The sequence below is a fragment of the Maritimimonas sp. 2210JD6-3 genome, from assembly GCF_056591795.1.
Window position 1 is genome coordinate 1 of sequence record NZ_JBWQOJ010000038.1, and the last position, 22,783, is coordinate 22,783.

General features: G+C 32.2%; 25 protein-coding genes and 2 tRNA genes. 9 read left to right on the forward strand and 18 right to left on the reverse strand.

The window, feature by feature from the left end; translation table 11 throughout:
- Both AC1EUY_RS13340 and AC1EUY_RS13345 read right to left on the reverse strand, forming a co-directional pair.
- Positions 1-1,121 (reverse strand): M56 family metallopeptidase (locus tag AC1EUY_RS13340; RefSeq protein ID WP_480196042.1); only part of this gene is annotated, 1,121 nt, incomplete at its 3' end.
- Between the two features lie 5 nt (positions 1,122-1,126).
- Complete coding sequence (locus AC1EUY_RS13345; protein ID WP_480196043.1) at positions 1,127-1,489, reverse strand: BlaI/MecI/CopY family transcriptional regulator; 363 nt, start codon at positions 1,487-1,489, stop codon at positions 1,127-1,129.
- Between the two features lie 88 nt (positions 1,490-1,577).
- Between AC1EUY_RS13345 and AC1EUY_RS13350 the strand changes: the two genes are divergently transcribed.
- Positions 1,578-2,117, forward strand: a complete 540-nt coding sequence (locus AC1EUY_RS13350) for a DUF456 domain-containing protein (RefSeq protein ID WP_480196044.1) — start codon at positions 1,578-1,580, stop codon at positions 2,115-2,117.
- Between the two features lie 223 nt (positions 2,118-2,340).
- Here AC1EUY_RS13350 and AC1EUY_RS13355 read toward each other — a convergent pair whose 3' ends face one another.
- The 4 genes from AC1EUY_RS13355 to AC1EUY_RS13370 all read right to left on the reverse strand — a co-directional run bounded on the left by AC1EUY_RS13355 (position 2,341) and on the right by AC1EUY_RS13370 (position 8,568).
- Positions 2,341-4,887, reverse strand: a complete 2,547-nt coding sequence (locus tag AC1EUY_RS13355) for a M14 metallopeptidase family protein (RefSeq protein WP_480196045.1) — start codon at positions 4,885-4,887, stop codon at positions 2,341-2,343.
- A gap of 59 nt (positions 4,888-4,946) precedes the next feature.
- Positions 4,947-5,456, reverse strand: coding sequence for a gamma carbonic anhydrase family protein (locus AC1EUY_RS13360; RefSeq protein WP_480196046.1), 510 nt, complete (start codon positions 5,454-5,456; stop codon positions 4,947-4,949).
- A gap of 103 nt (positions 5,457-5,559) precedes the next feature.
- Positions 5,560-6,291 carry a LytR/AlgR family response regulator transcription factor gene (locus AC1EUY_RS13365; RefSeq protein WP_480196047.1) on the reverse strand — a complete coding sequence of 244 codons (732 nt, stop codon included), beginning with the start codon at positions 6,289-6,291 and terminating at the stop codon, positions 5,560-5,562.
- A 66-nt stretch (positions 6,292-6,357) separates the two neighbouring features.
- Entirely contained in the window at positions 6,358-8,568 is a 2,211-nt protein-coding gene (locus tag AC1EUY_RS13370; protein WP_480196048.1) for a histidine kinase, read from the reverse strand.
- Between the two features lie 201 nt (positions 8,569-8,769).
- On the opposite strand from AC1EUY_RS13370, the gene AC1EUY_RS13375 reads away from it, so the two are divergent.
- From AC1EUY_RS13375 to AC1EUY_RS13400, 6 genes are all read left to right on the forward strand, one after another.
- Positions 8,770-9,927 (forward strand): vWA domain-containing protein, encoded by a 1,158-nt coding sequence (locus AC1EUY_RS13375; RefSeq protein WP_480196049.1) that lies wholly within the window; start codon positions 8,770-8,772, stop codon positions 9,925-9,927.
- A 135-nt stretch (positions 9,928-10,062) separates the two neighbouring features.
- The gene (locus AC1EUY_RS13380) at positions 10,063-10,962 is read left to right on the forward strand and encodes a NifU family protein (RefSeq protein WP_480196050.1); all 900 of its coding nucleotides are present in this window, start codon (positions 10,063-10,065) and stop codon (positions 10,960-10,962) included.
- Between the two features lie 50 nt (positions 10,963-11,012).
- Positions 11,013-11,213, forward strand: a complete 201-nt coding sequence (locus AC1EUY_RS13385; protein WP_480196051.1) for a dodecin family protein — start codon at positions 11,013-11,015, stop codon at positions 11,211-11,213.
- 84 nt (positions 11,214-11,297) lie between these two features.
- Complete coding sequence (locus AC1EUY_RS13390) at positions 11,298-13,415, forward strand: thioredoxin domain-containing protein (RefSeq protein ID WP_480196052.1); 2,118 nt, start codon at positions 11,298-11,300, stop codon at positions 13,413-13,415.
- Positions 13,415-13,783 (forward strand): DUF1304 domain-containing protein, encoded by a 369-nt coding sequence (locus tag AC1EUY_RS13395; protein ID WP_480196053.1) that lies wholly within the window; start codon positions 13,415-13,417, stop codon positions 13,781-13,783. Before AC1EUY_RS13390 ends, AC1EUY_RS13395 begins: the two co-directional genes overlap by 1 nt.
- Positions 13,784-13,785: 2 nt before the next feature.
- Positions 13,786-14,598 (forward strand): mechanosensitive ion channel family protein, encoded by an 813-nt coding sequence (locus tag AC1EUY_RS13400; RefSeq protein WP_480196054.1) that lies wholly within the window; start codon positions 13,786-13,788, stop codon positions 14,596-14,598.
- Here the strand turns inward: AC1EUY_RS13400 and tsaB are convergent.
- The 10 genes from tsaB to cyoE form a co-directional block, all read right to left on the reverse strand.
- Positions 14,595-15,269, reverse strand: a complete 675-nt coding sequence (gene tsaB / locus AC1EUY_RS13405; protein ID WP_480196055.1) for a tRNA (adenosine(37)-N6)-threonylcarbamoyltransferase complex dimerization subunit type 1 TsaB — start codon at positions 15,267-15,269, stop codon at positions 14,595-14,597. The genes AC1EUY_RS13400 and tsaB overlap by 4 nt on opposite strands.
- Positions 15,270-15,336: 67 nt before the next feature.
- Positions 15,337-16,713: a TolC family protein gene (locus AC1EUY_RS13410; protein ID WP_480196056.1), complete on the reverse strand. Its 1,377-nt coding sequence runs from the start codon at positions 16,711-16,713 to the stop codon at positions 15,337-15,339.
- A gap of 116 nt (positions 16,714-16,829) precedes the next feature.
- The gene (locus AC1EUY_RS13415; RefSeq protein ID WP_480196057.1) at positions 16,830-17,042 is read right to left on the reverse strand and encodes a hypothetical protein; all 213 of its coding nucleotides are present in this window, start codon (positions 17,040-17,042) and stop codon (positions 16,830-16,832) included.
- Positions 17,039-17,569: a DUF420 domain-containing protein gene (locus AC1EUY_RS13420; protein ID WP_480196058.1), complete on the reverse strand. Its 531-nt coding sequence runs from the start codon at positions 17,567-17,569 to the stop codon at positions 17,039-17,041. Before AC1EUY_RS13420 ends, AC1EUY_RS13415 begins: the two co-directional genes overlap by 4 nt.
- Positions 17,569-18,255 carry an SCO family protein gene (locus tag AC1EUY_RS13425; RefSeq protein ID WP_480196059.1) on the reverse strand — a complete coding sequence of 229 codons (687 nt, stop codon included), beginning with the start codon at positions 18,253-18,255 and terminating at the stop codon, positions 17,569-17,571. The genes AC1EUY_RS13420 and AC1EUY_RS13425 overlap by 1 nt, the downstream gene beginning before the upstream one ends.
- The gene (locus AC1EUY_RS13430) at positions 18,252-18,932 is read right to left on the reverse strand and encodes a hypothetical protein (protein WP_480196060.1); all 681 of its coding nucleotides are present in this window, start codon (positions 18,930-18,932) and stop codon (positions 18,252-18,254) included. Before AC1EUY_RS13430 ends, AC1EUY_RS13425 begins: the two co-directional genes overlap by 4 nt.
- Positions 18,933-18,981: 49 nt before the next feature.
- Entirely contained in the window at positions 18,982-19,332 is a 351-nt protein-coding gene (locus tag AC1EUY_RS13435; RefSeq protein ID WP_480196061.1) for a cytochrome C oxidase subunit IV family protein, read from the reverse strand.
- 15 nt (positions 19,333-19,347) lie between these two features.
- Positions 19,348-20,328 carry a cytochrome c oxidase subunit 3 gene (locus tag AC1EUY_RS13440; protein WP_480196062.1) on the reverse strand — a complete coding sequence of 327 codons (981 nt, stop codon included), beginning with the start codon at positions 20,326-20,328 and terminating at the stop codon, positions 19,348-19,350.
- Between the two features lie 133 nt (positions 20,329-20,461).
- Entirely contained in the window at positions 20,462-21,022 is a 561-nt protein-coding gene (locus tag AC1EUY_RS13445) for a cytochrome c oxidase subunit 3 (protein ID WP_480196063.1), read from the reverse strand.
- Between the two features lie 2 nt (positions 21,023-21,024).
- Positions 21,025-21,924 (reverse strand): heme o synthase, encoded by a 900-nt coding sequence (cyoE, locus tag AC1EUY_RS13450; RefSeq protein ID WP_480196064.1) that lies wholly within the window; start codon positions 21,922-21,924, stop codon positions 21,025-21,027.
- A gap of 172 nt (positions 21,925-22,096) precedes the next feature.
- Here cyoE and AC1EUY_RS13455 point away from each other — a divergent pair.
- Positions 22,097-22,169: transfer RNA gene (locus tag AC1EUY_RS13455), tRNA-Gly, on the forward strand.
- 18 nt (positions 22,170-22,187) lie between these two features.
- Positions 22,188-22,273 (forward strand) — tRNA-Leu (locus AC1EUY_RS13460).
- 43 nt (positions 22,274-22,316) lie between these two features.
- Here AC1EUY_RS13460 and AC1EUY_RS13465 read toward each other — a convergent pair.
- Together AC1EUY_RS13465 and AC1EUY_RS13470 are read right to left on the reverse strand one after the other, a co-directional pair.
- Positions 22,317-22,592, reverse strand: a complete 276-nt coding sequence (locus tag AC1EUY_RS13465; RefSeq protein ID WP_480196065.1) for a hypothetical protein — start codon at positions 22,590-22,592, stop codon at positions 22,317-22,319.
- A gap of 38 nt (positions 22,593-22,630) precedes the next feature.
- Entirely contained in the window at positions 22,631-22,771 is a 141-nt protein-coding gene (locus tag AC1EUY_RS13470) for a hypothetical protein (RefSeq protein WP_480196066.1), read from the reverse strand.
- Between the last annotated feature and the right edge of the window lie 12 nt (positions 22,772-22,783).

Here is a 22,783-nt window from a genome sequence, read left to right on the forward strand (position 1 = left end):
AATAGAAGCATGTATTCAATTTCTTTTAGTCTTCTTTCTCTTTCATCTAATTTTGAGTTAGCAATCAACTGTTTAATTTCCTCAAGTTCTGCAATTATTTCTTCAAGACTCCTATTTCTTGTAAGGTTATCCATTGATTCATAAATAGTTTCAATGTTTGATTCTTCGTTAAGAGTAATAGGTTCTTCTTTACTCCTATTTCTTGTAAGGTTATCCATTGATTCATAAATAGTTTCAATGTTTGATTCTTCCTTAAGAGTAATAGGTTCTTCTTTTTCACATGAAGAATAAATTAACATCACCATTAATAAGGGTAACATTAACAGATACTTAAATTTTATTAATTGTTTTGACTTTGTTTTGTTTAGCATAACGATTCGTTTTTTGATTAATGAATGTTTTAAAAATGGATTAATGAATGAGATTTTATGTGAACTGAAAGTTTCAGCTAATAGTTCTTGAAAATAATCAGATGTTTTGGTCGTCTTTACACATTTTGCATCGGCTATAAACTCATGTAACTCAGTCATTCTACTTTGGTAGATATAACTATATGGATTAAACCAACAAACTATTTTTTGTAATTCGAAAAATAATAAATCTAGCGTGTGTTTCTGTCGTACATGCACAAGCTCATGTGCTATTATTTGCTGTTTTCGGTGATAGGATATATGCTTACCTAGAAATATATAGTTAAAGAATGAAAAAGCCGAATTTGAGTTTATAAATACTAAACTAAAGGTAGCTCGCTTCTCCTTTTTATTTTCTGAGATTATCTTAAATAGTTTTATAAGTTTTACCAAAAATAAAACTGTTGATAAGATGACTCCAATCCAGAATATCCACTTAAGTGAAGTAAAAAAAAGTGATGACCAATTTATTTGCTCTTGAATGATCTTCTGAGGTGACAATAGTACTTCGGGTAACCATATTACATATTCTTCAGGAATACTACTAGTAACACGATCTATTTTTACTACTGGTAGTATATATGAAAGTAACGATGCACAAATTAAATAGACTCTATTCCATTGAAAGAACGTTTCCTTTTTTAAAAGAAAATCATACACAAACAAAAAAAGGGTCTGAAAAAGTAATACTTTGATAAAATAGTCTATCATAACTGTTATTTTTTGGGGTCTATCTCTTTTAAAATATGCTCAAGTTCTTGAATATCTACATCATTTTTTTGCACAAAAAATGACACCATGCTTTTAAATGAGCCACCAAAATAATTATCAACTAATTTGTGCAAACTTTGATTACTATACACTTCTTTCTTTACAACAGGAAAATACTTATATCCCTTACCAAAAGACTCATGACTTACAAATTTCTTTTCTTCTAATATTCTAACAATGGTAGAAACCGTATTATAAGCTGGTTTCGGTTTAGGTAATACAGCTATTATTTCTTTAACAGTACACAATTCTAATTGCCATAAGATCTGCATGATTTGTTCTTCTGCTTTTGTTAATTGTTTTGTCATTTTTTAAACTAATTTTTTAGTTTTACAAAACAAATATAACTAAATATTTAGTTTTAACTAATTTTTTAGTTGAAAATTTTGTAACAATATGGCTATATTTACGTCTAGTAAACAAAAAGGAATGGATATTTTATTGCTCGTACTTGGCGCTTTCTTAATGATTTTAGGATTAATTGGTTCTTTTCTTCCAGTACTACCAGGCCCGTTAACAGGATGGATTGGTCTCTTGGTTTTACATCTAACTAAAGCCGTAGAAATGAGTTGGACCTTCTTAGGCGTGACCCTTGGTATTGCCATTTTGGTTTGGCTACTTGATTATATTATTCCTGCTATGGGTACCAAAAAACTTGGCGGAACAAAATATGGCGTTATTGGCACTACGTTGGGGCTATTAATAGGTTTGTTTTTTATCCCAGTTCCTGGTGGTTTTATCATTGGGGCTTTTAGTGGCGCTTTGATTGGCGAAATACTATATGATAGTCAAGATAAAAAACGTGCCGTTAAAGCTGCTTTTGGTTCGTTTTTGGGTTTTTTGTTTTCAGCTACCTTAAAATTTGTTGTAAGTATGGTTTTTCTCGTATTATTTGTTCAAAAAGCATATGAAAATTGGCAAGCAATAATTTCTTAAATAAAAAAAGCCCTCATCTCTGAGAGCCTATTTATCATGAAAAAAAAGTCTTTTTCTAAGTTTTTTAGCAATTTCCCCTTTCGGCTAAAAATGTAAGGCATTTTGTTTACGTCGCTATGATTGCTCTTACACTGATAAAACACTCTACATTTAAAACTTCCTACTTTTAAAAGTACTTTTTTTGCGTATTTTTTATAAAAAACTGATTATCAATTTAATAAATTTATTTAGGAACTGATATTTTTGATCCAAAGAACAAAGCATTAAAGAATAATTTGTTCGTTCCGTACCAAGAACCTCTAAAATTTGGATTATCAGCAAACAGAATTACACGCCCAGCTCCAACAGGGCTCACAACAACAGAAGCAGCTTGTTTCATTTTCTCTAAGTTCTTCTTACTTATATAGCCATCAACATGCGGATTATTGGTATATTTTGCTACCGTTGCATACGGATTTTTACTAGGCATTAACCAAACCGTTGAATTTTTGTACACTGGTAAGATTTTATTGTGATAACCAAACCCAATTGGATGCGTAACATCTAAATCTACATTGGTAATAACTCCGCCTAAGCGTTCTCTGCCAATATGCTCACTTGCCTCATTATATGGTAAACGTTTAACATCTTTCTTAGTAGTGTCTTTTGGTTTTTTATACAACGATTCTTTTACCAACTTCTTTTTTATCGCCCAAGATGTTGCTTGTCTTGTTGTAATTAATGTATTGCCTTGAGATACCCAATTTTTAATCTTTTTTTGCTGAGTACTATCTAACTGCTTATAGGCACCCGAAACCATTATCAACGTATTATATCTGTTAAGATTTACCCTGTTAAAAATTCGTAACGGAACTTTTGTTAACGGCATGTGCAACTTGGTATCTAATAAATGCCATACTTCACCAGCTTCGTAAGATGAAACCCCTTCGCCTACTAACATTAATGGTTTTGGTTTAGCGATTGTCTTAAAATTACCACTCCCTAAATCTATACCTTGTTCACTATAACCTGTGTTTACCCCATCTACTTGAACGTTAAACTTTTTTGCTGTAGTATCAACCAATTTAAACAATTTATCAGCATCCATTTTTTGTAAACTCACAGGTATCATCAAAGAACCTCGCCCATATTGCTTATCATTAATTTTAAATGGTTTAAAGGCTGTATTTATTTTTACACCCTTTGTTTGTAATTGATACAAAAATGCTGGTACATTGTAATCATCCCAAGAAATTAAGTAAGCATAATTAGATTTTTTAAGCTCATTTAATTTTATAAAATGATTTGTTGATGTTACTCGTTGTCCTTTTTTAACTACTTTTTTAAGTGATGTGTGCGGCATATTGTAAAAATTAGCCACCGACCAAGCAGAAGCATCGTAATAAACACTATCACGGTATGTATCATAGGTTTCAAACATGGTTTGTACCATTCTGTATTGTTTTTGCTTTGTTGGTACCACAAATGAACTTCCTTTTTTAAAGAATTTATTATTCAATTGCATTGAATTCTCTAAATCATACACTTCAATTTTGTGTTTTAATAAAAAATCTACAAATTTCTTTGTTCTGTTTCTATCATGTTCATCGCCAAAAACATAGCCTTTTATAGTACTTTTGTTTGCTCTTGCTAAAGCGGAATTAAAAAATTCGCGTTCATATTTTAGTAAGTAATCTTTGTTTTTAATGGCAGCTTTTATCGTTGCAAAACTTGATATGTATTGATTTCTAATGGTAAACTTAAAAGAAAGTTCTCCTATTTCGTTCTCTTGTAAATGTCCTCTAGAACTAGCTTGTTCAAACAATAATGCCAATGCACCTTGTAAATCTGGATACGAAGAGCCATAACCAGGATATGTACCATCAAATACTTCTTTTGTAAAGTATAATGAACCAACTTTGTCTAAATCTTTTGAAAACTGCTCTGCGAACATATCGTTCAACGTGGTGTAATTCTCTTTTGGCATAATTGGATCTTTGGAAGCGTTTGGCTTCATCGGCTCAAAGAAATACGAACTATTTGTACCCATTTCATGAAAATCTGTAACCACATTTGGATACCATTGATGATACCAATTTAATTTTCCTTGACTTTCTGGATTCACAGCCAACAACCAATCTCTATTCAAATCAAACCAGTAATGATTTGTTCGTCCGCTTGGGTTTGGCTCATTATGTTCCATATCATATCTATCTGCCACCAACGGGTTTCCTCTACGTGTATTTACCCAATGTGTATGGCGGTCGCGCCCATCTGGGTTTATAGTTGGGTCAATAAAAATTACAGCATTTTTAAGATATGCTTGTACTTTTTCATTTTTTGAAGCTACTAGCGTATAAGCCGTTAACAAAGCGGCTTCGGTACTAGAAGGTTCGTTACCATGCACATTATATGCCAAATTTATAAATACTGGCATAGAACTAATGTCTGGCATTGGTCTATCGGTATCTACCAATGCTACATGCTGCTGACGAAGATTTTCTAAATTTTTAATATTATCTGCAGTAGAAACATTAAGTATGACTAACTCTCTGTTTTCATGTGTTTTTCCATAGACTGTTAAGGTTGCCTTATCGGATAACTCAGCTAATTTTCTTAAATAGCTTACTACTCTATCATGACGTGTGTGATATTCGCCAACAGCATAGCCTAAATACTCCTCTGGACTCGGAATTGATTTGTCAAACGGATCTTGGTAACCATAAAAATAATCTTGCGAAAAAGATAATGTTGTAAATAATAATAGAACAAAAGTAAAAATATGTTTCATTGAAATGTAAGTTAGTTGAACAAACTAAATTACAAAAAAGAATACTTTGTTGATATATTTTACTTATACCAGCTTGAATATTTAATATAGTTGTTAGCGATTCTATCAATCTCACCAGAACTTAACTCGGCGGAAATTTCTTTAATTTTTTTAGCGGGCATTCCTGCATAAATCGTACCTGAAGGCACTCGTGTTCCTTTGGTAACTACTGCGCCAGCAGCCACAATGGCATTGCTTTCTACTACACAATCATCCATAACTATAGCCCCCATTCCTATAAGCACATTATCATGTATTGTACAACCATGTACAATAGCATTATGACCTATAGATACATTATTGCCAATATTAGTTGGGCTCTTCTTATAAGTACAATGAATGGTTGCATTGTCTTGTATGTTCACTTTATTGCCCATTTTAATATAATGCACATCACCACGTAAAACAGCACTATACCAAATACTACATTGACTACCCATTTGAACATCACCTATAATTACCGCAGTTTCCGCTATAAAACAATCTTCTCCTATTTGAGGTTCTTTTCCGTTAAGTTTTTTTATAATCATTTTTTAGTTTTTTGTTATTGCGAACATAGTGAAGCAATCTTCTTGGCATAAGCAAATTCTAATAAAAAGATTACTTCAGTCGTTCCTCCTTCGTAAGGACATTTTATTTAAAATAAGATAAAAATTCAGCTTTTTTAGAAGCAGAAACACTCAGTTCTTTTCCATTAGAAAGATACACCGTTCCTCCTTTTCCTTTTTTGTAAGATGTAATACAAGAAACATTGACCAAATACGACTTATGTATTCTTGCAAAGCCATTTTCTTTTAAAATATCTTCAAAATATTTTAAAGTTTTGCTAACCAATTTTTTAAGTCCGTTTTCGAGATAAATTTCAGTATAATTATCATCGGCTTTGCAATAGATAATATCTTTCATTTCTAAAACCTCAAATCCATCTTGTGTTGGAATCGTAATTTTTTCATCAGATACATGTATCTTCGGTTTTAGCACAGTGTTTTGCAACGCATTTTCTTTACGCTTTAACTCAACCACATAATCAACCGCTTTAATTAATTCATCAATAGAAATTGGTTTTAATAAATAATAGGAAGCATGCTTGTTCAACGCTTCAATGGCATATTGATTATAGGCTGTTACAAATACTACTTCAAAATCTGTTTTTCCTAATTTATCTAATAAGTCAAAACCAGAACCATACGGCATTTCTACATCTAAAAAAACAAGATCTAAATCATTATTACGAATTAAAACAAGTCCTTCATCAATATTTTTCGCTTCACCAACTACCTCAACATTAGGACAGTATTTCTCGAGATAATTCTTAAGAATCTCTCTGCTCGTCTGTTCGTCTTCTACAATGATTGTTTTTAACATACCGTTTATGAGTTTATACGCTTATTTATATCAGATAAACTTTTACACAAATAAACAAATACACTTTTAGTCTCTCTTTAATGTTAATATCACTTTTGTACCTGTTTCATCATCGTATAAATCTTTAATAAAAACATCTACTTTGTCTTTATACATTTGGTTTAAAATCTGAATACGTTGTTTAATATTTTGCATTCCTTTAGACTTTTGCTTTTTCTGATGTTCTGTTTTTAAATCTTTAGATTTTTTTCTTCCAATACCATTATCTGATATTTCAATAATTATGGTTTCTTCATCTTTTTTTGACAACACTACTTTTAAAAATCCTTTTTCTTCTTTATACCGCAAGCCATGCCAAACAGCATTTTCTACATAAGGTTGTAATAACATAGGTGGAATTTGAAATAGTTCCTGCTCTATTTCTTGATCTACAATTAATTCATAATCAAATTTGTCCTTAAACCTTGAATGCTCTAATTTTAAATACAATTCGAGAAGCTCAATTTCTTTCTCAAGCGGGATAAAATCTTCGTCAGAATTTACCAAAACACTTCGCATTAATTTAGAAAAATCTGTTAAATATCGATTTGCGGTTCTTTCATCATTTTGCGCAATAAAACTATTTACAGAATTCAATGCATTGAAAATAAAATGAGGATTCATTTGTGTTCGTAAAGATTTTAACGCTAATAGATTATTCGTCAACTTTCGTTGTCGATTACTTCGTATCATCCAAAACAATGAAAACAGCAGTAATGCTAAACCTACTAATAATGCATAAATAATCGTTTTTTGACGACGATCATTTTCTATGGTTAATTGACTCTCTGTTTGAAACAATTTATACTTACTTTCAGACAATGCTCTATCTTTTTCAAGACTTGTGATTCTATTCTGCTTCTCTGATAAATCTTTACTTAGGTTTACAGCCTCATTAATTTCTTGTTCCTTTTGTTTATACAAAGCATCTACTAAGGCTACATAGCGTTTATAATTAGATAAGGCTTTGTTGTCATCACCTAAACTAACATAGGCTTCAGATAGTTTTTGAACCGCATCTTTTTGGGTTTCTATATCATCATTTTTTTTAGCATCAGCGGCACTAGCTTCTAATAACGGAATGGCTTCTTGTAAATTATTCTGTTTTAAATAGGCATTTCCTAAATCTAGCTTCGCACGTTGTTTAGTAATCTTATCTTCTGAATCTTCAACAACTACTTCCTCAAGATTTTCATCTTCTAACGTTTCAAGTGTTTTTTTTCTAAGTTGAACCTCTTTGTCTATACTATTATTTTTACTATAAAAATCTGCTGTTTTTTGACTTTGAATAACCGCTTTTTCAGGACTTTCAGTCTCTGCCGATGTAATAGATTTATTAAAATAACCTTCCGCTTGATTACTATCTCCTAAAGCGTCTAAAGATGACGCAATTTTAGAATTGAGATTTGTTTTTTTAGTATTGTTATTATTTCTTTCATTTAAATTTAAGGCTGTTCTATATTCTTTTAAAGCGTCTTTATATAACTGTTGACTAAAATATGCATCTCCTAAGCCCTCATATATTTCAACTTTTTGTCTTGTGCTAATCTTTAGTTTTAAGAGTTCTTTATACTGTTGTTCACTTAATCTATATAGCTTATTGAACAAATAAGCTCGGGCAAGTTTCATTCTGGTGACAATCAACGCTCCATTATCAACTGCTACTTTATAATTACTGGCAGCTAAATCATATTGTTTTAAATTCATGTAAGCATCACCCAACACATCATAAGAAGCGGCTATTTTTCTTTTATCATTGTTCGCATAATTTAAAGCACTTCCCACAAGATCAATACTTTTTGCTGGATTTATATCTTTAAAAGTAGTTGCAGAATCTAATGTAACACTGAATAAATTTGAGCCACGAGATAATTTTGGATTATATTTCTCTTTCTTAGAACGACTTGATCTTATTTCTAAAGCATCATTTTCATCTCTCACTTCATAATGTAAACTACCATCATATTTATAGGTATCAATGGTTCGACCATTTTTACTTAATATGATCACATCTCCAATAGCTGCTATAATACTAAACTCACCATTACCATCGGTAACAGTAGTAGTTCCTTTGCCTCGAACCCGAACAGTAATCCCCGAAAGTGGCCTCCCACTGTCGTCTGTAATTCTGTCAGAATAGAGTTTACGTTCTAGTACGTTACTATCTTGAATCTGTGCACCTATATACACAGGAATAAGTAAAAGCAGAAAAAATAGTATGTATATTTTGCTATTCATCGTTCGTAAAACTACATACTTTAAACGATACTGTAAAATGTACTTACCTTAAAAACAGCCTAATTACAAGATTTTCTCACCCTTTTTCTTCATCTTACTCATTAAGAAGTCTTTTTTGCTCACTCAGGTAGTCTAGTTACTCATTTTGAGTTTTTAGGTGAAAAAATTGCGCATACATTTACTCAAAAAACACTAAACATCATGAGAACATTAAGTATAACATTCGTTTTTCTACTAACCGTTACCACCTTATTTGCTTGTAATATAAACAAGCTTAAAAACGAACCTCAACATCAGTTGTTAGCGGTTAATGAATCAAAACCAGACAAAAATACTATTAAAGTTGCCTTGCTATTAGATACCAGTAATTCTATGGATGGATTAATTAACCAAGCGAAAACACAATTGTGGGAAATTGTTAATGAATTGTCGTACGCTAAATGCGGAAACGATGAGCCCGATTTACAAATAGCCTTGTACGAATATGGTAATGATTATCTTTCTTCTCGCGAAGGTCACATTCGTCAGGTTATTGGGTTTACCGATGATTTAGATGATATTTCAGAAAAACTATTTGCTTTGCGTACTAATGGAGGAAATGAATTCTGCGGTCAAGTAATCAATACCTCATTAAAACAATTAGACTGGGGTAAAAATAAAAAAGACCTTAAAATGATATTTATTGCAGGTAATGAACCTTTCACGCAAGGAAAAATACGCTATGAAGATGCTGCATCGCAAGCTAATGAGCAGGATGTAGTAGTGAATACTATTTTCTGTGGTAACTACCAAACAGGTGTTTATGGTAAATGGCAAGAGGGTGCTCGCTTAACTAATGGTGATTATATGGCCATCGATCAAAACGAAGCTATTGTACATGTAGCTTCTCCTTATGATGCTGAGATTATCATTTTAAACAAAAAGCTGAATAAAACGTATGTATATTATGGTTCGCAAGGGTATAGTAAAATGCAAAAGCAAAATGAACAAGATAGCAACGCTGCTGAGTTAGACGAAGTAGTTTCAGTAAAAAGAGCCGTGAGTAAAAGTTCTAGAGTGTATAAAAATTCATCTTGGGATTTGGTAGATGCTGAAAATAAAAAAGATTTCAGTTATGAAAAATTAAACAAGAACAATTTACCAAAAGAATTACAAGGTAAGACTACTGCAGAACTAAAAAAGTATGTAGCTAAACAAAGTATAAAGCGTAAAGAAATTCAGAAACAGATTAATGAATTAAATGCCAAGCGTAATAAATACGTAGTCGAAAAACAAAAAGAAACCAACACTAAAAGTTTAGACAAGGCTATGATTGATACGATTAAAAAACAAGCAAAGCGTAAAGATTATACTTGGTAAAACAACAAATAAACGTCATTGCGAGTGTAACGAAGCAATCCTCTTAAAACCAAACAGATTGCTTCGTCGTTTTTCTCCTCATAATGACATTCTTTATCGATTGTTCACTACCTTTGTAAAAATTATTTTTGAGCAATGCAAGAGATTAAAATCACAATTGAAAATACCCCAAACGATGCTATTATAAAGTTCGTCGCTACTACAATATTAACTGACGGTAGTTTTGAATATCACAATGTTGATGAAGCTAAAAATTCAACATTAGTACAGCAATTATTTCACTTGCCATTTGTAAAAAAAGTATTTGTGACGGCAAATTTTATAGCAATTGAGCGCTTCAATATAGTAGAGTGGCTCGAAGTGCAAGAAGAATTAAAAACTGTAATAGCAAATTATCTTAACAAACATGAGAGTTTGTTCATTGCATTAAATAAGGATACACCAAAAGTAATTGAGGTATATGCAGAGAGTACTCCGAATCCGTCAGTTATGAAATTTGTGACTAACAAATTATTGACTTCTGAGAATATAGAAGTTTTATCGATAGAAGATGCTGGTGAGGTTCCCATAGCCAAAGTGCTTTATAATTTTCCTTTTATCAGCGAAGTATTTATTTCAGACAATTATATCTCAATTACTAAAAATGAAAATGTTGAATGGTTCGAAATCACTACAGAGTTAAGAGATTTCCTTAAAAATTATCTACGCGAAGACAAGCCTATCTTTACCGAAAAGTATGAGTCGATAAAAACCATTAAACCCGAGTTAGAACCTATAGACACCAAGAACTTAGATGATATTTCGAAAGAAATAGTTGCCATTTTAGATGAGTATATAAAACCTGCTGTAACTTCAGATGGTGGTAATATTATGTTTCAATCTTACGACAATTCAAGTAAAACTGTTAATGTAGTATTACAAGGAGCTTGTAGTGGTTGCCCCTCATCTACAGTAACCTTAAAAAATGGAATTGAAGCTACCTTAAAACAATTATTACCTAATAAGATTGAAGAAGTCATTGCTATTAATGGTTAAATTTTGTAGCTTTACGTTACAAATAATTTTAATCTTAAAACTAAATAGTTATGGCAGTAATGAAAGTTATTGAAGTATTAGCAAATTCTGAAAAAAGTTGGGAAGATGCTACTCGCAAGGCAGTAAAACACGCAAGCAAAAGTGTAAAGCATATTAAATCTGCATTTGTACAATCACAAAGTTGTGTTGTAAATGGTGATGATGTAGAAGAGTTTCGTGTAAACGTTAAAATTACGTTTGAAGTAAAATAACTTTTTAAACAAAAAAATAAAAAGCGCCTTGAGTTTCAAGGCGCTTTTTTTATATCGTATCTTTGAGTAAACTTAGAATTCGAAATGAGATTTTATATCGCTACTATTTTACTTTTTACTATTTCTCTTTTAGGTTGCAATGATAAACCAAAATCAATGTCAGATCATCAATATACCAATGCTTTAATTCATGAATCGAGTCCTTACTTATTACAGCATGCTCATAACCCAGTTGATTGGTATCCTTGGGGTGAAGAGGCTCTAGCCAAAGCTAAGAAGGAAAATAAATTATTGCTTATTTCTATTGGATATGCTGCTTGCCATTGGTGTCATGTTATGGAACATGAGAGTTTTGAAGATGAAACTGTTGCAGAACTCATGAATCAGAATTTTATCAATATAAAAATAGACAGAGAAGAACGACCAGATATTGATCAAATTTACATGAATGCTGTACAACTCATGACAGGTCGTGGCGGATGGCCGCTTAACTGCATTGCTTTGCCTGACGGCAGACCCGTTTGGGGTGGTACTTATTTTCCAAAACAAAATTGGGTTGACGCCTTGCATCAAATTATAAAAGTTTACAAAGAGCAACCTGAAAAGATGGAAGAATATGCTACGAAACTAACTAGTGGTATTCAACAATCAGATCTTATAGAAACAAATACAGGCAAAGAAAATTTTAATAAAATCGAACTAGATTCAGCGATCGTAAATTGGAAAAAATACCTCGATGAAGATTTAGGTGGAACCCAAGGAGCACCAAAATTTCCTTTACCCAATAACTTACATTTTTTATTAAGATATGCAAAACAGACTAATGATTTAGAGATAAAAAAGCATGTAGAAAATACGCTAGATAAGATGGCTATGGGCGGTATATATGACCAGGTAGGTGGTGGTTTTGCAAGATATTCAGTTGATTCTAAATGGCACATTCCACATTTCGAAAAAATGCTCTATGATAATGGTCAATTAGTTAGTCTTTATACAGATGCCTACTTAGAAACAAAAAATCCACTTTATAAAGATATAGTTTATGAAACTTTGACTTTCGTTGAACGCGAATTGTATGATGAATCTGGCGGTTTTTATGCTTCGCTTGACGCGGATAGTAACAACGCTGAAGGCAAACTCGAAGAAGGTGCCTTTTATGTTTGGAGTGAAGCAGAACTTAAAAATTTAATCAAAAACGATTTCGATTTATTTAAGGAATACTACAATATTTCTAACGAATGGAAATGGGAGCATCAAAACTTCAATTTGCACAGAACCAAATCTGATCAAGAGATAGCTCAACTTTATAACATATCTGAAAAAGAACTTACAGAAAAGATAAAAACTTGGAAAAATATTCTGTTAAAAGAAAGATCAAAAAGAAATAGACCTCGATTAGATGATAAGATTCTCACTTCATGGAATGCCCTAATGTTAAAAGGTTATATAGATGCCTATCGCGTTTTTAATGACCCTCATTTTTTAGAAATTGCACTTAAAAATGCAAACTTTATTACGACTAACCAGCTTAGAGAAGATGGTGGTCTTTATAGAAATTATAAAGATGGAAAAAGTGTTATTAATGCCTATCTAGAGGATTATGCAACAACTATTGATGCCTTTATTCAACTATATCAAGTTACTTTCGATGAACGCTGGCTTGTAACTGCAAAACAATTAACTGATTACTGTTTAGATCATTTTCACGATTCGAAAAGCAATCTATTTTATTTCACATCAGATGAAGATGAAGCGCTAATTGCACGAAAAATAGATACAGAAGACAATGTGATACCCTCTTCAAACTCTATTATGGCTACTAATTTATTTTTATTAGGACACTATTATTATAACAAGAAGTACACGAATACTTCTAAACAAATGCTTCACAATGTAAAAGAAAAAGCTTTGCTTTATGGTTCTGGTGCTTCAAATTGGCTAAATTTATATTTAAATAATTTAGGTGAATTTTATGAAATAGCAATCTCTGGTGAAAATGCTAGTACTATATTAAAAGACTTTAACAATCTATACATACCTAACAAACTATTGGTTGGTAGTACAGAAGAAAGTACATTACCTTTATTAGAATATAAGTTCTCTAAAGGCGAAACAATTATTTATGTATGTATTGATGGTGCCTGTAAACTTCCAGTAAAAGAAGCACAAAAAGCTTTAAAACAACTAAAAACAAACCTATAATGAATTTATTAGCACAAATTTTAATAGGTTTAGTAGTCTTTTTACATTTTTATTTTATGATTCTTGAAATGTTTTTTTGGACAAAACCTCGGGGAATGAAAGCTTTCGGACTCACCAAAGAACTAGCAGAACAATCAAAAGTTTTAGCTGCAAATCAAGGACTATATAATGGCTTTTTAGCTGCTGGTTTGGTTTGGGCATTAGTAAGTAAAAATTTCTCTAACGAGCTAGCTATTTTTTTTCTGATTTGTGTGACTTTAGCTGGTATCTATGGGTCTTACTCTACAAAGAAAATAAAAATCTTTTATGTGCAAGCCATTCCGGCAATTATCGCACTAATTTTAACCTTATTAAAAATGTATAATTAATTATGGATTTAGAAAAAATTATAGATCAACTTACTGTTTTTGTAACAGAATACGGCCTAAAAGTTTTAGGTGCCATTGTTATATGGATTATTGGATCATGGATCATTAAAAAATTAATGAGCGTGGTTAAAAAGTCTATGAGTCGTAGTAATTATGAGGAAAGCCTACAAAAATTCTTATTAAATCTTATTTCTTGGGGCTTAAAAATATTGCTGATTCTGGCGATTTTAGGTCAACTTGGTATTGAAACCACATCATTTGCTGCTGTAATTGCTGCTGCTGGTTTAGCTGTAGGTATGGCCTTACAAGGATCATTGGCTAATTTTGCTGGCGGTGTCTTAATTATGATTTTTAAACCTTTTAAAGTTGGTGACTATATCTCTGCACAAGGTGAAGAAGGGATTGTAAAAGAGATTGAAATTTTTACAACTAAAATGAATTCTTTAGATAATAAAGAAGTTATCATACCTAATGGCGTATTATCTAATGGTAATATTATTAATTACTCAAGTGAAGATGTTAGAAGAGTGGACTTAACTATTGGAGTTTCATATGATGCAGATATCAAAAAAACCAAAGAAACTTTAGAAAAAGTATTTAGTTCTCATCCAAAAATATTAAAGGAACCCGCTCCTGCTGTAGTAATGACTGGCTTGGGTGAAAGTTCTGTAGATTATTCAGTTAGAACATGGGTAAAACCTAAAGATTATTGGACTGTATTTTCTTCAAATCTTGAAAATATAAAAACTGAGTTAGATAAAGCTGGTATCGAGATACCGTATCCTCACTCTGTAGAAATTCAGAAAGAAGGTTAAGATTTTTTCTGTGTTACCAAAAAATCTTTTAAATAAAAAGGTTCAAAATAGGCGACATCTTCGATGTCGCTTTTTTTGTACTTCGCATACGATAATTTTGCCATCGCTTTCGATGAAGGAAAATAACCATCCAAAAAAACAGCGTTTTTATGCTGAATTAGTTCTTTACATTTTTCAGCGCCATCACCCAAAAAATACACCTTACCTTTTGATAGATACTTAGCAAAAGAATGTGTATCAATAATCTCAGCCTTTGTTTCTCTAATTTGATCATGATTAGCATTAAAAACCGCACTATATACTTCCATTCTACGCGCATCTAATAACGGAATAATTACAGCAGCATTTTCTATTTCAATAGCATTTGCCAAAACTTCTAAAGTCAATACAGAAATAAGTGGAATGTCGAGGCTAAAACACAGACCTTTTGCTGCAGAAACACCAATTCTGAGACCTGTATATGAACCTGGGCCTTTGCTTACGGCAATAGCCGATAAGTCACTACAATCATAATCACTCTCGTGAAATAAGCTATCAATAAAAACATGTAGATTTTCACCATGCGAATAATTGCCATCATTCAATTCTTTAATAGCAATTATTGCTCCTTCTTTGGCCAACGAAACAGAGCAATTTTTTGTAGCCGTCTCTATATTTAAAATCAAACTCATAGTACAAATATAAAAAAGACCTGTTTGGTGAGTACCAAACAGGTCTTTTTCTGTTAACTAATTTAACCTACTCTTCTATAATGGGAATACCATAATAGAATTCTAATACTTTGCTTCTGAAAACAAAGTTATATTTTGCTCTGTTTAGCGATGCTTGCGCATTCACCAACCTATTTCGTACTTGTTCAAAATCAAATGAATTGGTAGCACCCAAATTATAGCGTTGCTGTGCATATTCAAATGATAATTCTTGTGCTTCTACAGATTTCTTCGCGGCTTCGTATTCCTTTAATGTTGCTTTGGCATTGATATACGCACGTTCAATCGCCTCACGTAGTGCCCTTTTTTGATCAGATAGATTAACATCGGCAATATCTTTATTAATCTTAGCCCTGTTTACATTTGCTTTTACCTGACCTCTATTAAAAATTGGAATACTTAAATTCAAACCAACAAACTGTCCAAAGTTATTATCTAATTGATCAAAGAAACCATTTTTTACTAACACAAAATTTCCAGGGCTATTTGGATCAGGAATAAAAAAGTCGTCACTTCTTCCTTGTAAATGATTATAAACAGTATTTAAACCTGCACTAACAGAGAGGTCAGGAAGATAATCAGCTTTAGCAACTTTAATTTGAGTTTCAGCGTTTTGCAAACCTAACTCAGCACTTTTGATTTCAGGCTGATTTACTACTGCTTTTTCAAAGATTTCATTGGTGTTATCATATAGTAAAGAAACAGAATCAACATTTACGGGCACATCTTGAATATCAAAACCTTGATTCGGTATTTGTAGTAATTGTGATAACTCTAACAATGCTAAAGACACATTATTCTCAGCGGTAACAATAGCATTCTCATCATTTATCTTGGTAGCTTCTACTTCTAATAAATTACCTTTGGGTTGTACACCTTCCTCCACTAAATTTTTTGTCTGTTCAAACTGTTGTTCACTAATTTTTAACTGCGCTTCAGCAATCTTTAAGTTCTCTTTATTGAACAATACATTTAAATAGGAGTTTACAATATTTAGAGAAATATCATTCTTCATTTTCTCTAGATCAAATAAACTGGCTTCATAAGCTACTTTAGATTGTTGATATTGATTTTTGATACTAAAACCATCAAACAAAGTCATTCCTGTATTCAATCCAAAACTGTTAGAACGTCTATCAGCCGAAACTCTTGAGTTTGACGCGGCATCAAAACCAGAACCAAAACTGTAGTTTTGTGAAGCAGAAGCACTTACTCCTGGTAACATGTTTCCTTTTGCAGTTGTGATGTCTTCCTTTCTAAGATCTGTAGTATATTTTGCACGTTTTACCGAAAGATTATTCTCTAATGCGTGATTGACACATTCTTTGAGTGTCCATTTCTTTTCTTGAGCAAATGATAAGGTAATAGCTAAAACAGCTATGAGTAGGCTTAATTTAGTCTTCATGTTTTGATATGATTTACTGCTAATTCATAAACAGTTTGGTGGATTTTTTCTTCTAGAATTTACAATATGACGCTTAAAAATAAAACTTGTTACAGTTATACACTATTATTTTATTGTTAAAACTTTAAATGCTTTCGATTTCTATACAGTAAGTACGCTGCAATAGCCACCAATAGATAAGGAAATGCCATTAAATATATGATTCCAGAATTAATACCTTCAGCTATTTCAGCATCGCCTGACTCAACTACTGCTTTACACATGGCACATTGCGCCATACTATTTTGAAATAGAAATAGAACTACTACGATAATTGTTATCTTTTTCATACGTAATAAGGTGAAATCATTAAATAAACAATTACACCACTTACAGCCACATACAACCAAAGTGGAAAGGTAATTTTAGCAATTTTTCGATGTCGCTCAATATCATTCGTAATTGCTCTCACATACGTAATTAGTACAAACGGAATCACCACAATAGAAAGCAGTATATGTGTTATTAAAATAATATAATAAATATATTTAATAACCCCTTCTCCTCCATACGGAGTAGAATTAGAGGTCATATGGTACGCAACATACATTCCTAAAAAAGCTACTGAGCAACCAATGCAAATTTTAATAAGTCGTTCGTGAAGTGTTCTGTTCTTATTTTTGATTGCTCTTACAGCAAATACTAATAATACAGCTGTCAGTGCATTTACAGCTGCATAAATTGGTGGAAGAAACGTAAGTGGTTCTACATTTTCGAGTTTCACCCCAAATAATAATGCCACCACAACTGGAATAGCAATAGAGAGAACAACAATCAACTTATTATATTTTTTTGACGGTATTGTTTCTTGTGACATTATTCTTTTAGTAATTTTTGAATATCTTCTTTTAACAATGCTACCTGCTCTTTTTCTGTACCTTGATAATATACTATCGAGTTACCATGCATATCTCTTCTACAACGCAAATATCCTTTTTTATCTACTAATGCAAAATATCCTTGATGTTCAAATCCGCCAGCAACATCAGAGTTTATTCCCGTAAAAATATTCAATCCTGTATTAGATAGTTCAAAGACTTCTTTTCCTCTTCCCGTTAAAAAATTCCAATTCATCGAAGTTACCTCATATTCTTCTGCATATTTTTTAAGTACCATTGGTGTATCATACTCGGGGTTTATAGAAAACGAGGCAATGCCAAAATCTTCTCGTTGCCCATATTCTTTTTCAAGAATTTTCATGTTTTTGTTCATAATCGGGCATATCGTTGGGCAGGTACTAAAAAAGAATTCTACAACATACACTTTGCCTTTATAATCAGTATTTGTTATTACCAAACTATCTTGATTGATAAATGAAAAATCAGGCATTTTACGCTTCTCATTTTCTATAACCAAATACGAAAGCTTGCCTTCTACAACCTTGTTCATTCTGGTATCTTCAACAACCTCTTTGTTATTTATTCTATCCACAATTTTTGGCACAGCGTAAATTCCAAAAACCAAAATGATAAAAGAAATCGCTATGTATGACTTGTTCTTCATTTTTTAATCCAGCTATCACGCTCTTTTCTGTTTTTCTTTAAGGCCATTCTATATTCTGCAACCAATACCTTTACATCATCTACCATTTTATTATGTATGGGCGCTACCGTTTCTGCTGAATACCCATAAAGCATTCCGTCTTGTTCATCTTCATCATTAGTTCTTCCTCTTAAATACATATCTTTATCAATAATAAAAGCATGTTCGGCATACCCATTGTCTGCAATGGTATAAGTAGTATTTAAACTTTCAAATATCTCTTTTAATTCTTCAACACTTCCAAATAAAAATTTAAAGTGCTTCATATCTGTTGCGAAGGCTATCTTATTTTTAAGTTCTTGTGCTTCTTTTTCTTTTCCTTTCGGAAGCAATACCAAAAACTGAAAATCATCAAACTCATAGAAACGTTTATAAATTTTCTGATTTAAATTGAGTGCATTGGTTTGAGATTGTTCTAAGTCATCTCCTAAAAAAGATAGAATTGATATTTTTTCTTTTAAAGAAACGTCGGTACCATCTTCAGAAATAAGATGTGATACATCACTTACTTCTTTATTTAGTACTGGGAGTTTAGCAAAGTTATTTGTGCCTGTAACCAAAAACAAATACAATGCTAACGGAAAGAAAAATATCGTAAAAAGTACCCAGAATTTTTTAGTTTTTAAAAAGTCAAGCATACATCGTCAAGCTAAAAAAAGCGGTATAAAACCGCTCTTAATTATTTTTTTATCCCCATTTTATATATGGAGCCATTTCATTATGTATATAATCTCCTTCTATTAATACTAAAGTTGTTAAATAGACAATTAAGAAAATACAGGTCCAAACAATGGCTCTTCGAAACCATTTTTTTTCATGCTTAAGATGCATAAAATACCAAGCAATTCCGTAGGCTTTTACCAATGTTAGTATTAAGAATATCCAGTTTAATAAACTTGTTCCTAAAAAATTCGTAAGATGTAATGACTCTGGTTTATAGATACCCAAAACAACTTCGATTACCGTTACAAGCGAAAGAAACCAAAATACTTTCCAGATTAATCCTACATGCGATTCGTGTGACTCGTTATGTGCCATATTATAATATCTTTTTTAAACTAAATAGAAGAATGTAAATACAAATACCCAAACTAAATCTACAAAGTGCCAGTACAGACCAACTTTTTCGACCATTTCATAATGTCCTCTTTTCTCGTAAGTACCGATAATAACATTAAAGAAAATAATAACATTAATTACAATACCTGAGAATACGTGAAAACCATGAAAACCTGTAATGAAAAAGAAAAAGTCGGCAAACAAAGTTTTTCCATATTCATTCACTTTAAGATTTGCTCCAGTAACCACACTTTTAGCTTTTGCTAATAATGCCTTACCTTCTTCTTTAGAAACAATTACTTTTTGTTTTTTATCTAAGTTTATTTTTTCAATTCGAACGCCAACATTTGGGTTTGAACTAAAACTTTCAACAACTTGATTTACTGAATAAGGAGCGATAGTAGGTGTCGTCATAAACCATACACCTTTGTTTCGTTCTAATTGTTGTGTTGGATTTTCACCATGTACAAACTCACTCAGTGCAATTTGCTTGCCCGTTTCATTGTTGACGAATTGAACAATCTTGCCATCATTTAATTCAACAGCTCCATACGAACCATTGATAAATGTTTTCCACTCCCAAGCTTGAGAGCCTACGAAAATCAAACCACCTATAATGGTAAGCAGCATATAGAAAGTGACCTTACCCTTTTTCATCTGATGACCAGCATCTACAGCGAGTACCATTGTTACTGAAGAAAAAATCAGTACAAAGGTCATAAATGCTACATAGATCATCGGAAAATTACCGTGCACAAAAGGGATATGGGTAAATACCTCATCAGCAATAGGCCAACTATCTATAAATTTAAAGCGCATCATACCGTACGCCACTAAGAATCCTGAAAATGTTAAGGCATCAGACATGATGAAAAACCACATCATCATCTTACCATAGCTAGCCCCAAAAGGTCTAGCACCACCACCTTGCCAAGATCCATCTTTTGAAGTATCAGCAGTAACAGTTGCTTCCATATAGTGTAGAATAATTTATTTAAGTTTGGTTACAGTCTAAAAAGACCACTTTTTTTCTAAAGAGCAAAAGTAAAAAACTTATACAGATAAACCAACGTTTAAAAATGTTTTTTCGTGTTTTAAGACAACTATTTTATCTCATGAAGTAGAAGAATATAAAGAGGAAAATCCACAGTATATCAACAAAATGCCAGAAGATAGCCCCTAAATCTAATCCCAAATAATTAGCAGCACTGTATCGTTGTTTAAAATGATTATAAATTACCACTAATAGCACTATAAGGCCAGCTAATACATGTAGTAAATGCGCAAATGATATTACCATCAATAAAGAAGAAGATACAACACTTTCTTTTCCAGCCATGTAGAATCCTGCCGATCGTAACTCATAAAATGCTTGAATTTGAAACCCCACAAAACCGATACCTAACAGCAAGGTTAGCAGTAGAAACAGTGATGTTTGTTGCCTATTAGCTTTTTTAATAGCTTTTTTTGCAAATATAAATGTCACACTACTCAATATAATAAGTAATGTACTTATAAATAGAGCTTGAGGCATTTCTATAGTTACCCAATCTTCACGTTTACTACTAATTACATAGGCACTTGTTAAACCCGCAAAGGTCATTACCATACTTACCATAGACACATACAGCATCTGTTTTGAAGTCTTTTCTTTGAGTTTAAAGTCCATTACTATAAAAATTTATCCACCACATAAATTACTTGCAAGAGCGTGATATATAATACACTGGCAAGCATTAGTTTTCGTGCAATTACGTCTGTCTGTAGTTTGTGCAATTTTATTGCAAAAAACAACATATACCCTCCTAAGAGCAATACGATTACTGCTGCTATGGGTGATAAATGCAAATTACCAGTAACCCCAAATGCAGGAAAGATGGATACAATCGTCATCCAAACAGTATATAACAAGATTTGCGTTGTCGCTTTGGTATTTTTTTCTCCTGTAGGCAACATATCAAATCCTGCTTTTTTATATTCATCATATCCTAGCCAACCAATCGCCCAAAAATGTGGAAATTGCCAAAAGAATTGGATCATAAATAACATACCAGGTTCAATTCCGAATTTACCAGTAGCCGCTACCCATCCTAACATAAATGGTATAGCACCTGGTATAGCACCCACAAATACTGACAAAGGAGTTTCTAATTTTAAGGGCGTATAAACACAGGCATATAAAAAAATAGATATCGCCCCAAACATTGCTGTTTTAGGGTTGATGTTATACAGAATAACAATTCCGGCTAACGTAAGAATAATACCTATAGTCATGGCAACATTTACAGACATTCTATTAGCAGGTAAAGGTCTGTTTTGTGTACGTTTCATCAATTTATCGGTATCTTTTTCGATAATCTGATTAAACGTATTTGAAGCTCCCACCATGCAGTAGCCACCGATAGCCAACATCGCTAATGTGTAATAATTTATAGACTCTGCAGCTAATAAATATCCTGCAATTGAAGAAAATACTACGCTAATAGACAAGCCAAATTTTGTTAGTTGCTTTAAGTCGTCAAAAACAGAAACTAATGAAGTGTTTTTTGTTGAAGAGTACGTAGTTTGCATGTGCTTTTCGAAATCGGGTGCAAATATACCTAATATTTAATGATTAATTGTGTTAAAAATAAGTCATTACAATGTAAGCTGAGAAAATTTTTAAAAAAGACTTTGTGTTTGTTAGAAATATATTAAATTTGCCCTCGCATTTGAAACAATGCATGTTCATTTAAAGTTTTATGCGAAAGTAGCTCAGTTGGTAGAGCATCACCTTGCCAAGGTGGGGGTCGCGGGTTCAAATCCCGTCTTTCGCTCTGTACAAAACCATATTTGCTGAAGTGGTGGAATTGGTAGACACGTTGGACTTAAAATCCAATGAACAGTAATGTTCGTGCGGGTTCAAGTCCCGCCTTCAGTACTTGAAAGCTCCTAATAAATTCGTTAGGAGCTTTTTTTCGTTTTTAAGAACCTTTAAAAAAATTAAGTAATTCTATATACTTATCTGGCGCTACTGCTTTATATCCAGTGGTACCTAATAAGTTTCCCAGCTTATCTAGAACTGCAACTAAAGGTATAATTCGTTCTCGATTGTATGCATCTATAAGCTTGTTATTTTTCTCTATTTGTTCTAGAGATAATTTATTCTCTTTCCTTTTAGGAAAATCTGCTTCTAACATCACATAATGATTTTTTGCATAATCAATGAATTCTTGATTCGACCATATCTCATTCTTCAACCGAACACAGGTACCGTTCCAATCAGAGCCCTTGAAAACTAAGATGATTTTTTATCTCCTTTTTGTGCTATTGATTTTGCCTTGTCAAAATCTGTATACCATTGCTGCGCACTAACAGCGATACATAAAAAAAATAGCAGACTAAATACTAAAAAGACTTGTTTCGATATTTTCCTCATGGCATTATAATT

What these genes read in the sequence shown, in the direction of transcription:
- AC1EUY_RS13345 (WP_480196043.1), bottom strand. Translation starts at nt 1,489, where the DNA reads ATGACAAAACAATTAACAAAAGCAGAAGAACAAATCATGCAGATCTTA.
- AC1EUY_RS13350 (WP_480196044.1), top strand. Translation starts at nt 1,578, where the DNA reads ATGGCTATATTTACGTCTAGTAAACAAAAAGGAATGGATATTTTATTG.
- AC1EUY_RS13355 (WP_480196045.1), bottom strand. Translation starts at nt 4,887, where the DNA reads ATGAAACATATTTTTACTTTTGTTCTATTATTATTTACAACATTATCT.
- AC1EUY_RS13360 (WP_480196046.1), bottom strand. Translation starts at nt 5,456, where the DNA reads ATGATTATAAAAAAACTTAACGGAAAAGAACCTCAAATAGGAGAAGAT.
- AC1EUY_RS13365 (WP_480196047.1), bottom strand. Translation starts at nt 6,291, where the DNA reads ATGTTAAAAACAATCATTGTAGAAGACGAACAGACGAGCAGAGAGATT.
- AC1EUY_RS13370 (WP_480196048.1), bottom strand. Translation starts at nt 8,568, where the DNA reads ATGAATAGCAAAATATACATACTATTTTTTCTGCTTTTACTTATTCCT.
- AC1EUY_RS13375 (WP_480196049.1), top strand. Translation starts at nt 8,770, where the DNA reads ATGAGAACATTAAGTATAACATTCGTTTTTCTACTAACCGTTACCACC.
- AC1EUY_RS13380 (WP_480196050.1), top strand. Translation starts at nt 10,063, where the DNA reads ATGCAAGAGATTAAAATCACAATTGAAAATACCCCAAACGATGCTATT.
- AC1EUY_RS13385 (WP_480196051.1), top strand. Translation starts at nt 11,013, where the DNA reads ATGGCAGTAATGAAAGTTATTGAAGTATTAGCAAATTCTGAAAAAAGT.
- AC1EUY_RS13390 (WP_480196052.1), top strand. Translation starts at nt 11,298, where the DNA reads ATGAGATTTTATATCGCTACTATTTTACTTTTTACTATTTCTCTTTTA.
- AC1EUY_RS13395 (WP_480196053.1), top strand. Translation starts at nt 13,415, where the DNA reads ATGAATTTATTAGCACAAATTTTAATAGGTTTAGTAGTCTTTTTACAT.
- AC1EUY_RS13400 (WP_480196054.1), top strand. Translation starts at nt 13,786, where the DNA reads ATGGATTTAGAAAAAATTATAGATCAACTTACTGTTTTTGTAACAGAA.
- tsaB (WP_480196055.1), bottom strand. Translation starts at nt 15,269, where the DNA reads ATGAGTTTGATTTTAAATATAGAGACGGCTACAAAAAATTGCTCTGTT.
- AC1EUY_RS13410 (WP_480196056.1), bottom strand. Translation starts at nt 16,713, where the DNA reads ATGAAGACTAAATTAAGCCTACTCATAGCTGTTTTAGCTATTACCTTA.
- AC1EUY_RS13415 (WP_480196057.1), bottom strand. Translation starts at nt 17,042, where the DNA reads ATGAAAAAGATAACAATTATCGTAGTAGTTCTATTTCTATTTCAAAAT.
- AC1EUY_RS13420 (WP_480196058.1), bottom strand. Translation starts at nt 17,569, where the DNA reads ATGTCACAAGAAACAATACCGTCAAAAAAATATAATAAGTTGATTGTT.
- AC1EUY_RS13425 (WP_480196059.1), bottom strand. Translation starts at nt 18,255, where the DNA reads ATGAAGAACAAGTCATACATAGCGATTTCTTTTATCATTTTGGTTTTT.
- AC1EUY_RS13430 (WP_480196060.1), bottom strand. Translation starts at nt 18,932, where the DNA reads ATGCTTGACTTTTTAAAAACTAAAAAATTCTGGGTACTTTTTACGATA.
- AC1EUY_RS13435 (WP_480196061.1), bottom strand. Translation starts at nt 19,332, where the DNA reads ATGGCACATAACGAGTCACACGAATCGCATGTAGGATTAATCTGGAAA.
- AC1EUY_RS13440 (WP_480196062.1), bottom strand. Translation starts at nt 20,328, where the DNA reads ATGGAAGCAACTGTTACTGCTGATACTTCAAAAGATGGATCTTGGCAA.
- AC1EUY_RS13445 (WP_480196063.1), bottom strand. Translation starts at nt 21,022, where the DNA reads ATGGACTTTAAACTCAAAGAAAAGACTTCAAAACAGATGCTGTATGTG.
- cyoE (WP_480196064.1), bottom strand. Translation starts at nt 21,924, where the DNA reads ATGCAAACTACGTACTCTTCAACAAAAAACACTTCATTAGTTTCTGTT.
- AC1EUY_RS13470 (WP_480196066.1), bottom strand. Translation starts at nt 22,771, where the DNA reads ATGAGGAAAATATCGAAACAAGTCTTTTTAGTATTTAGTCTGCTATTT.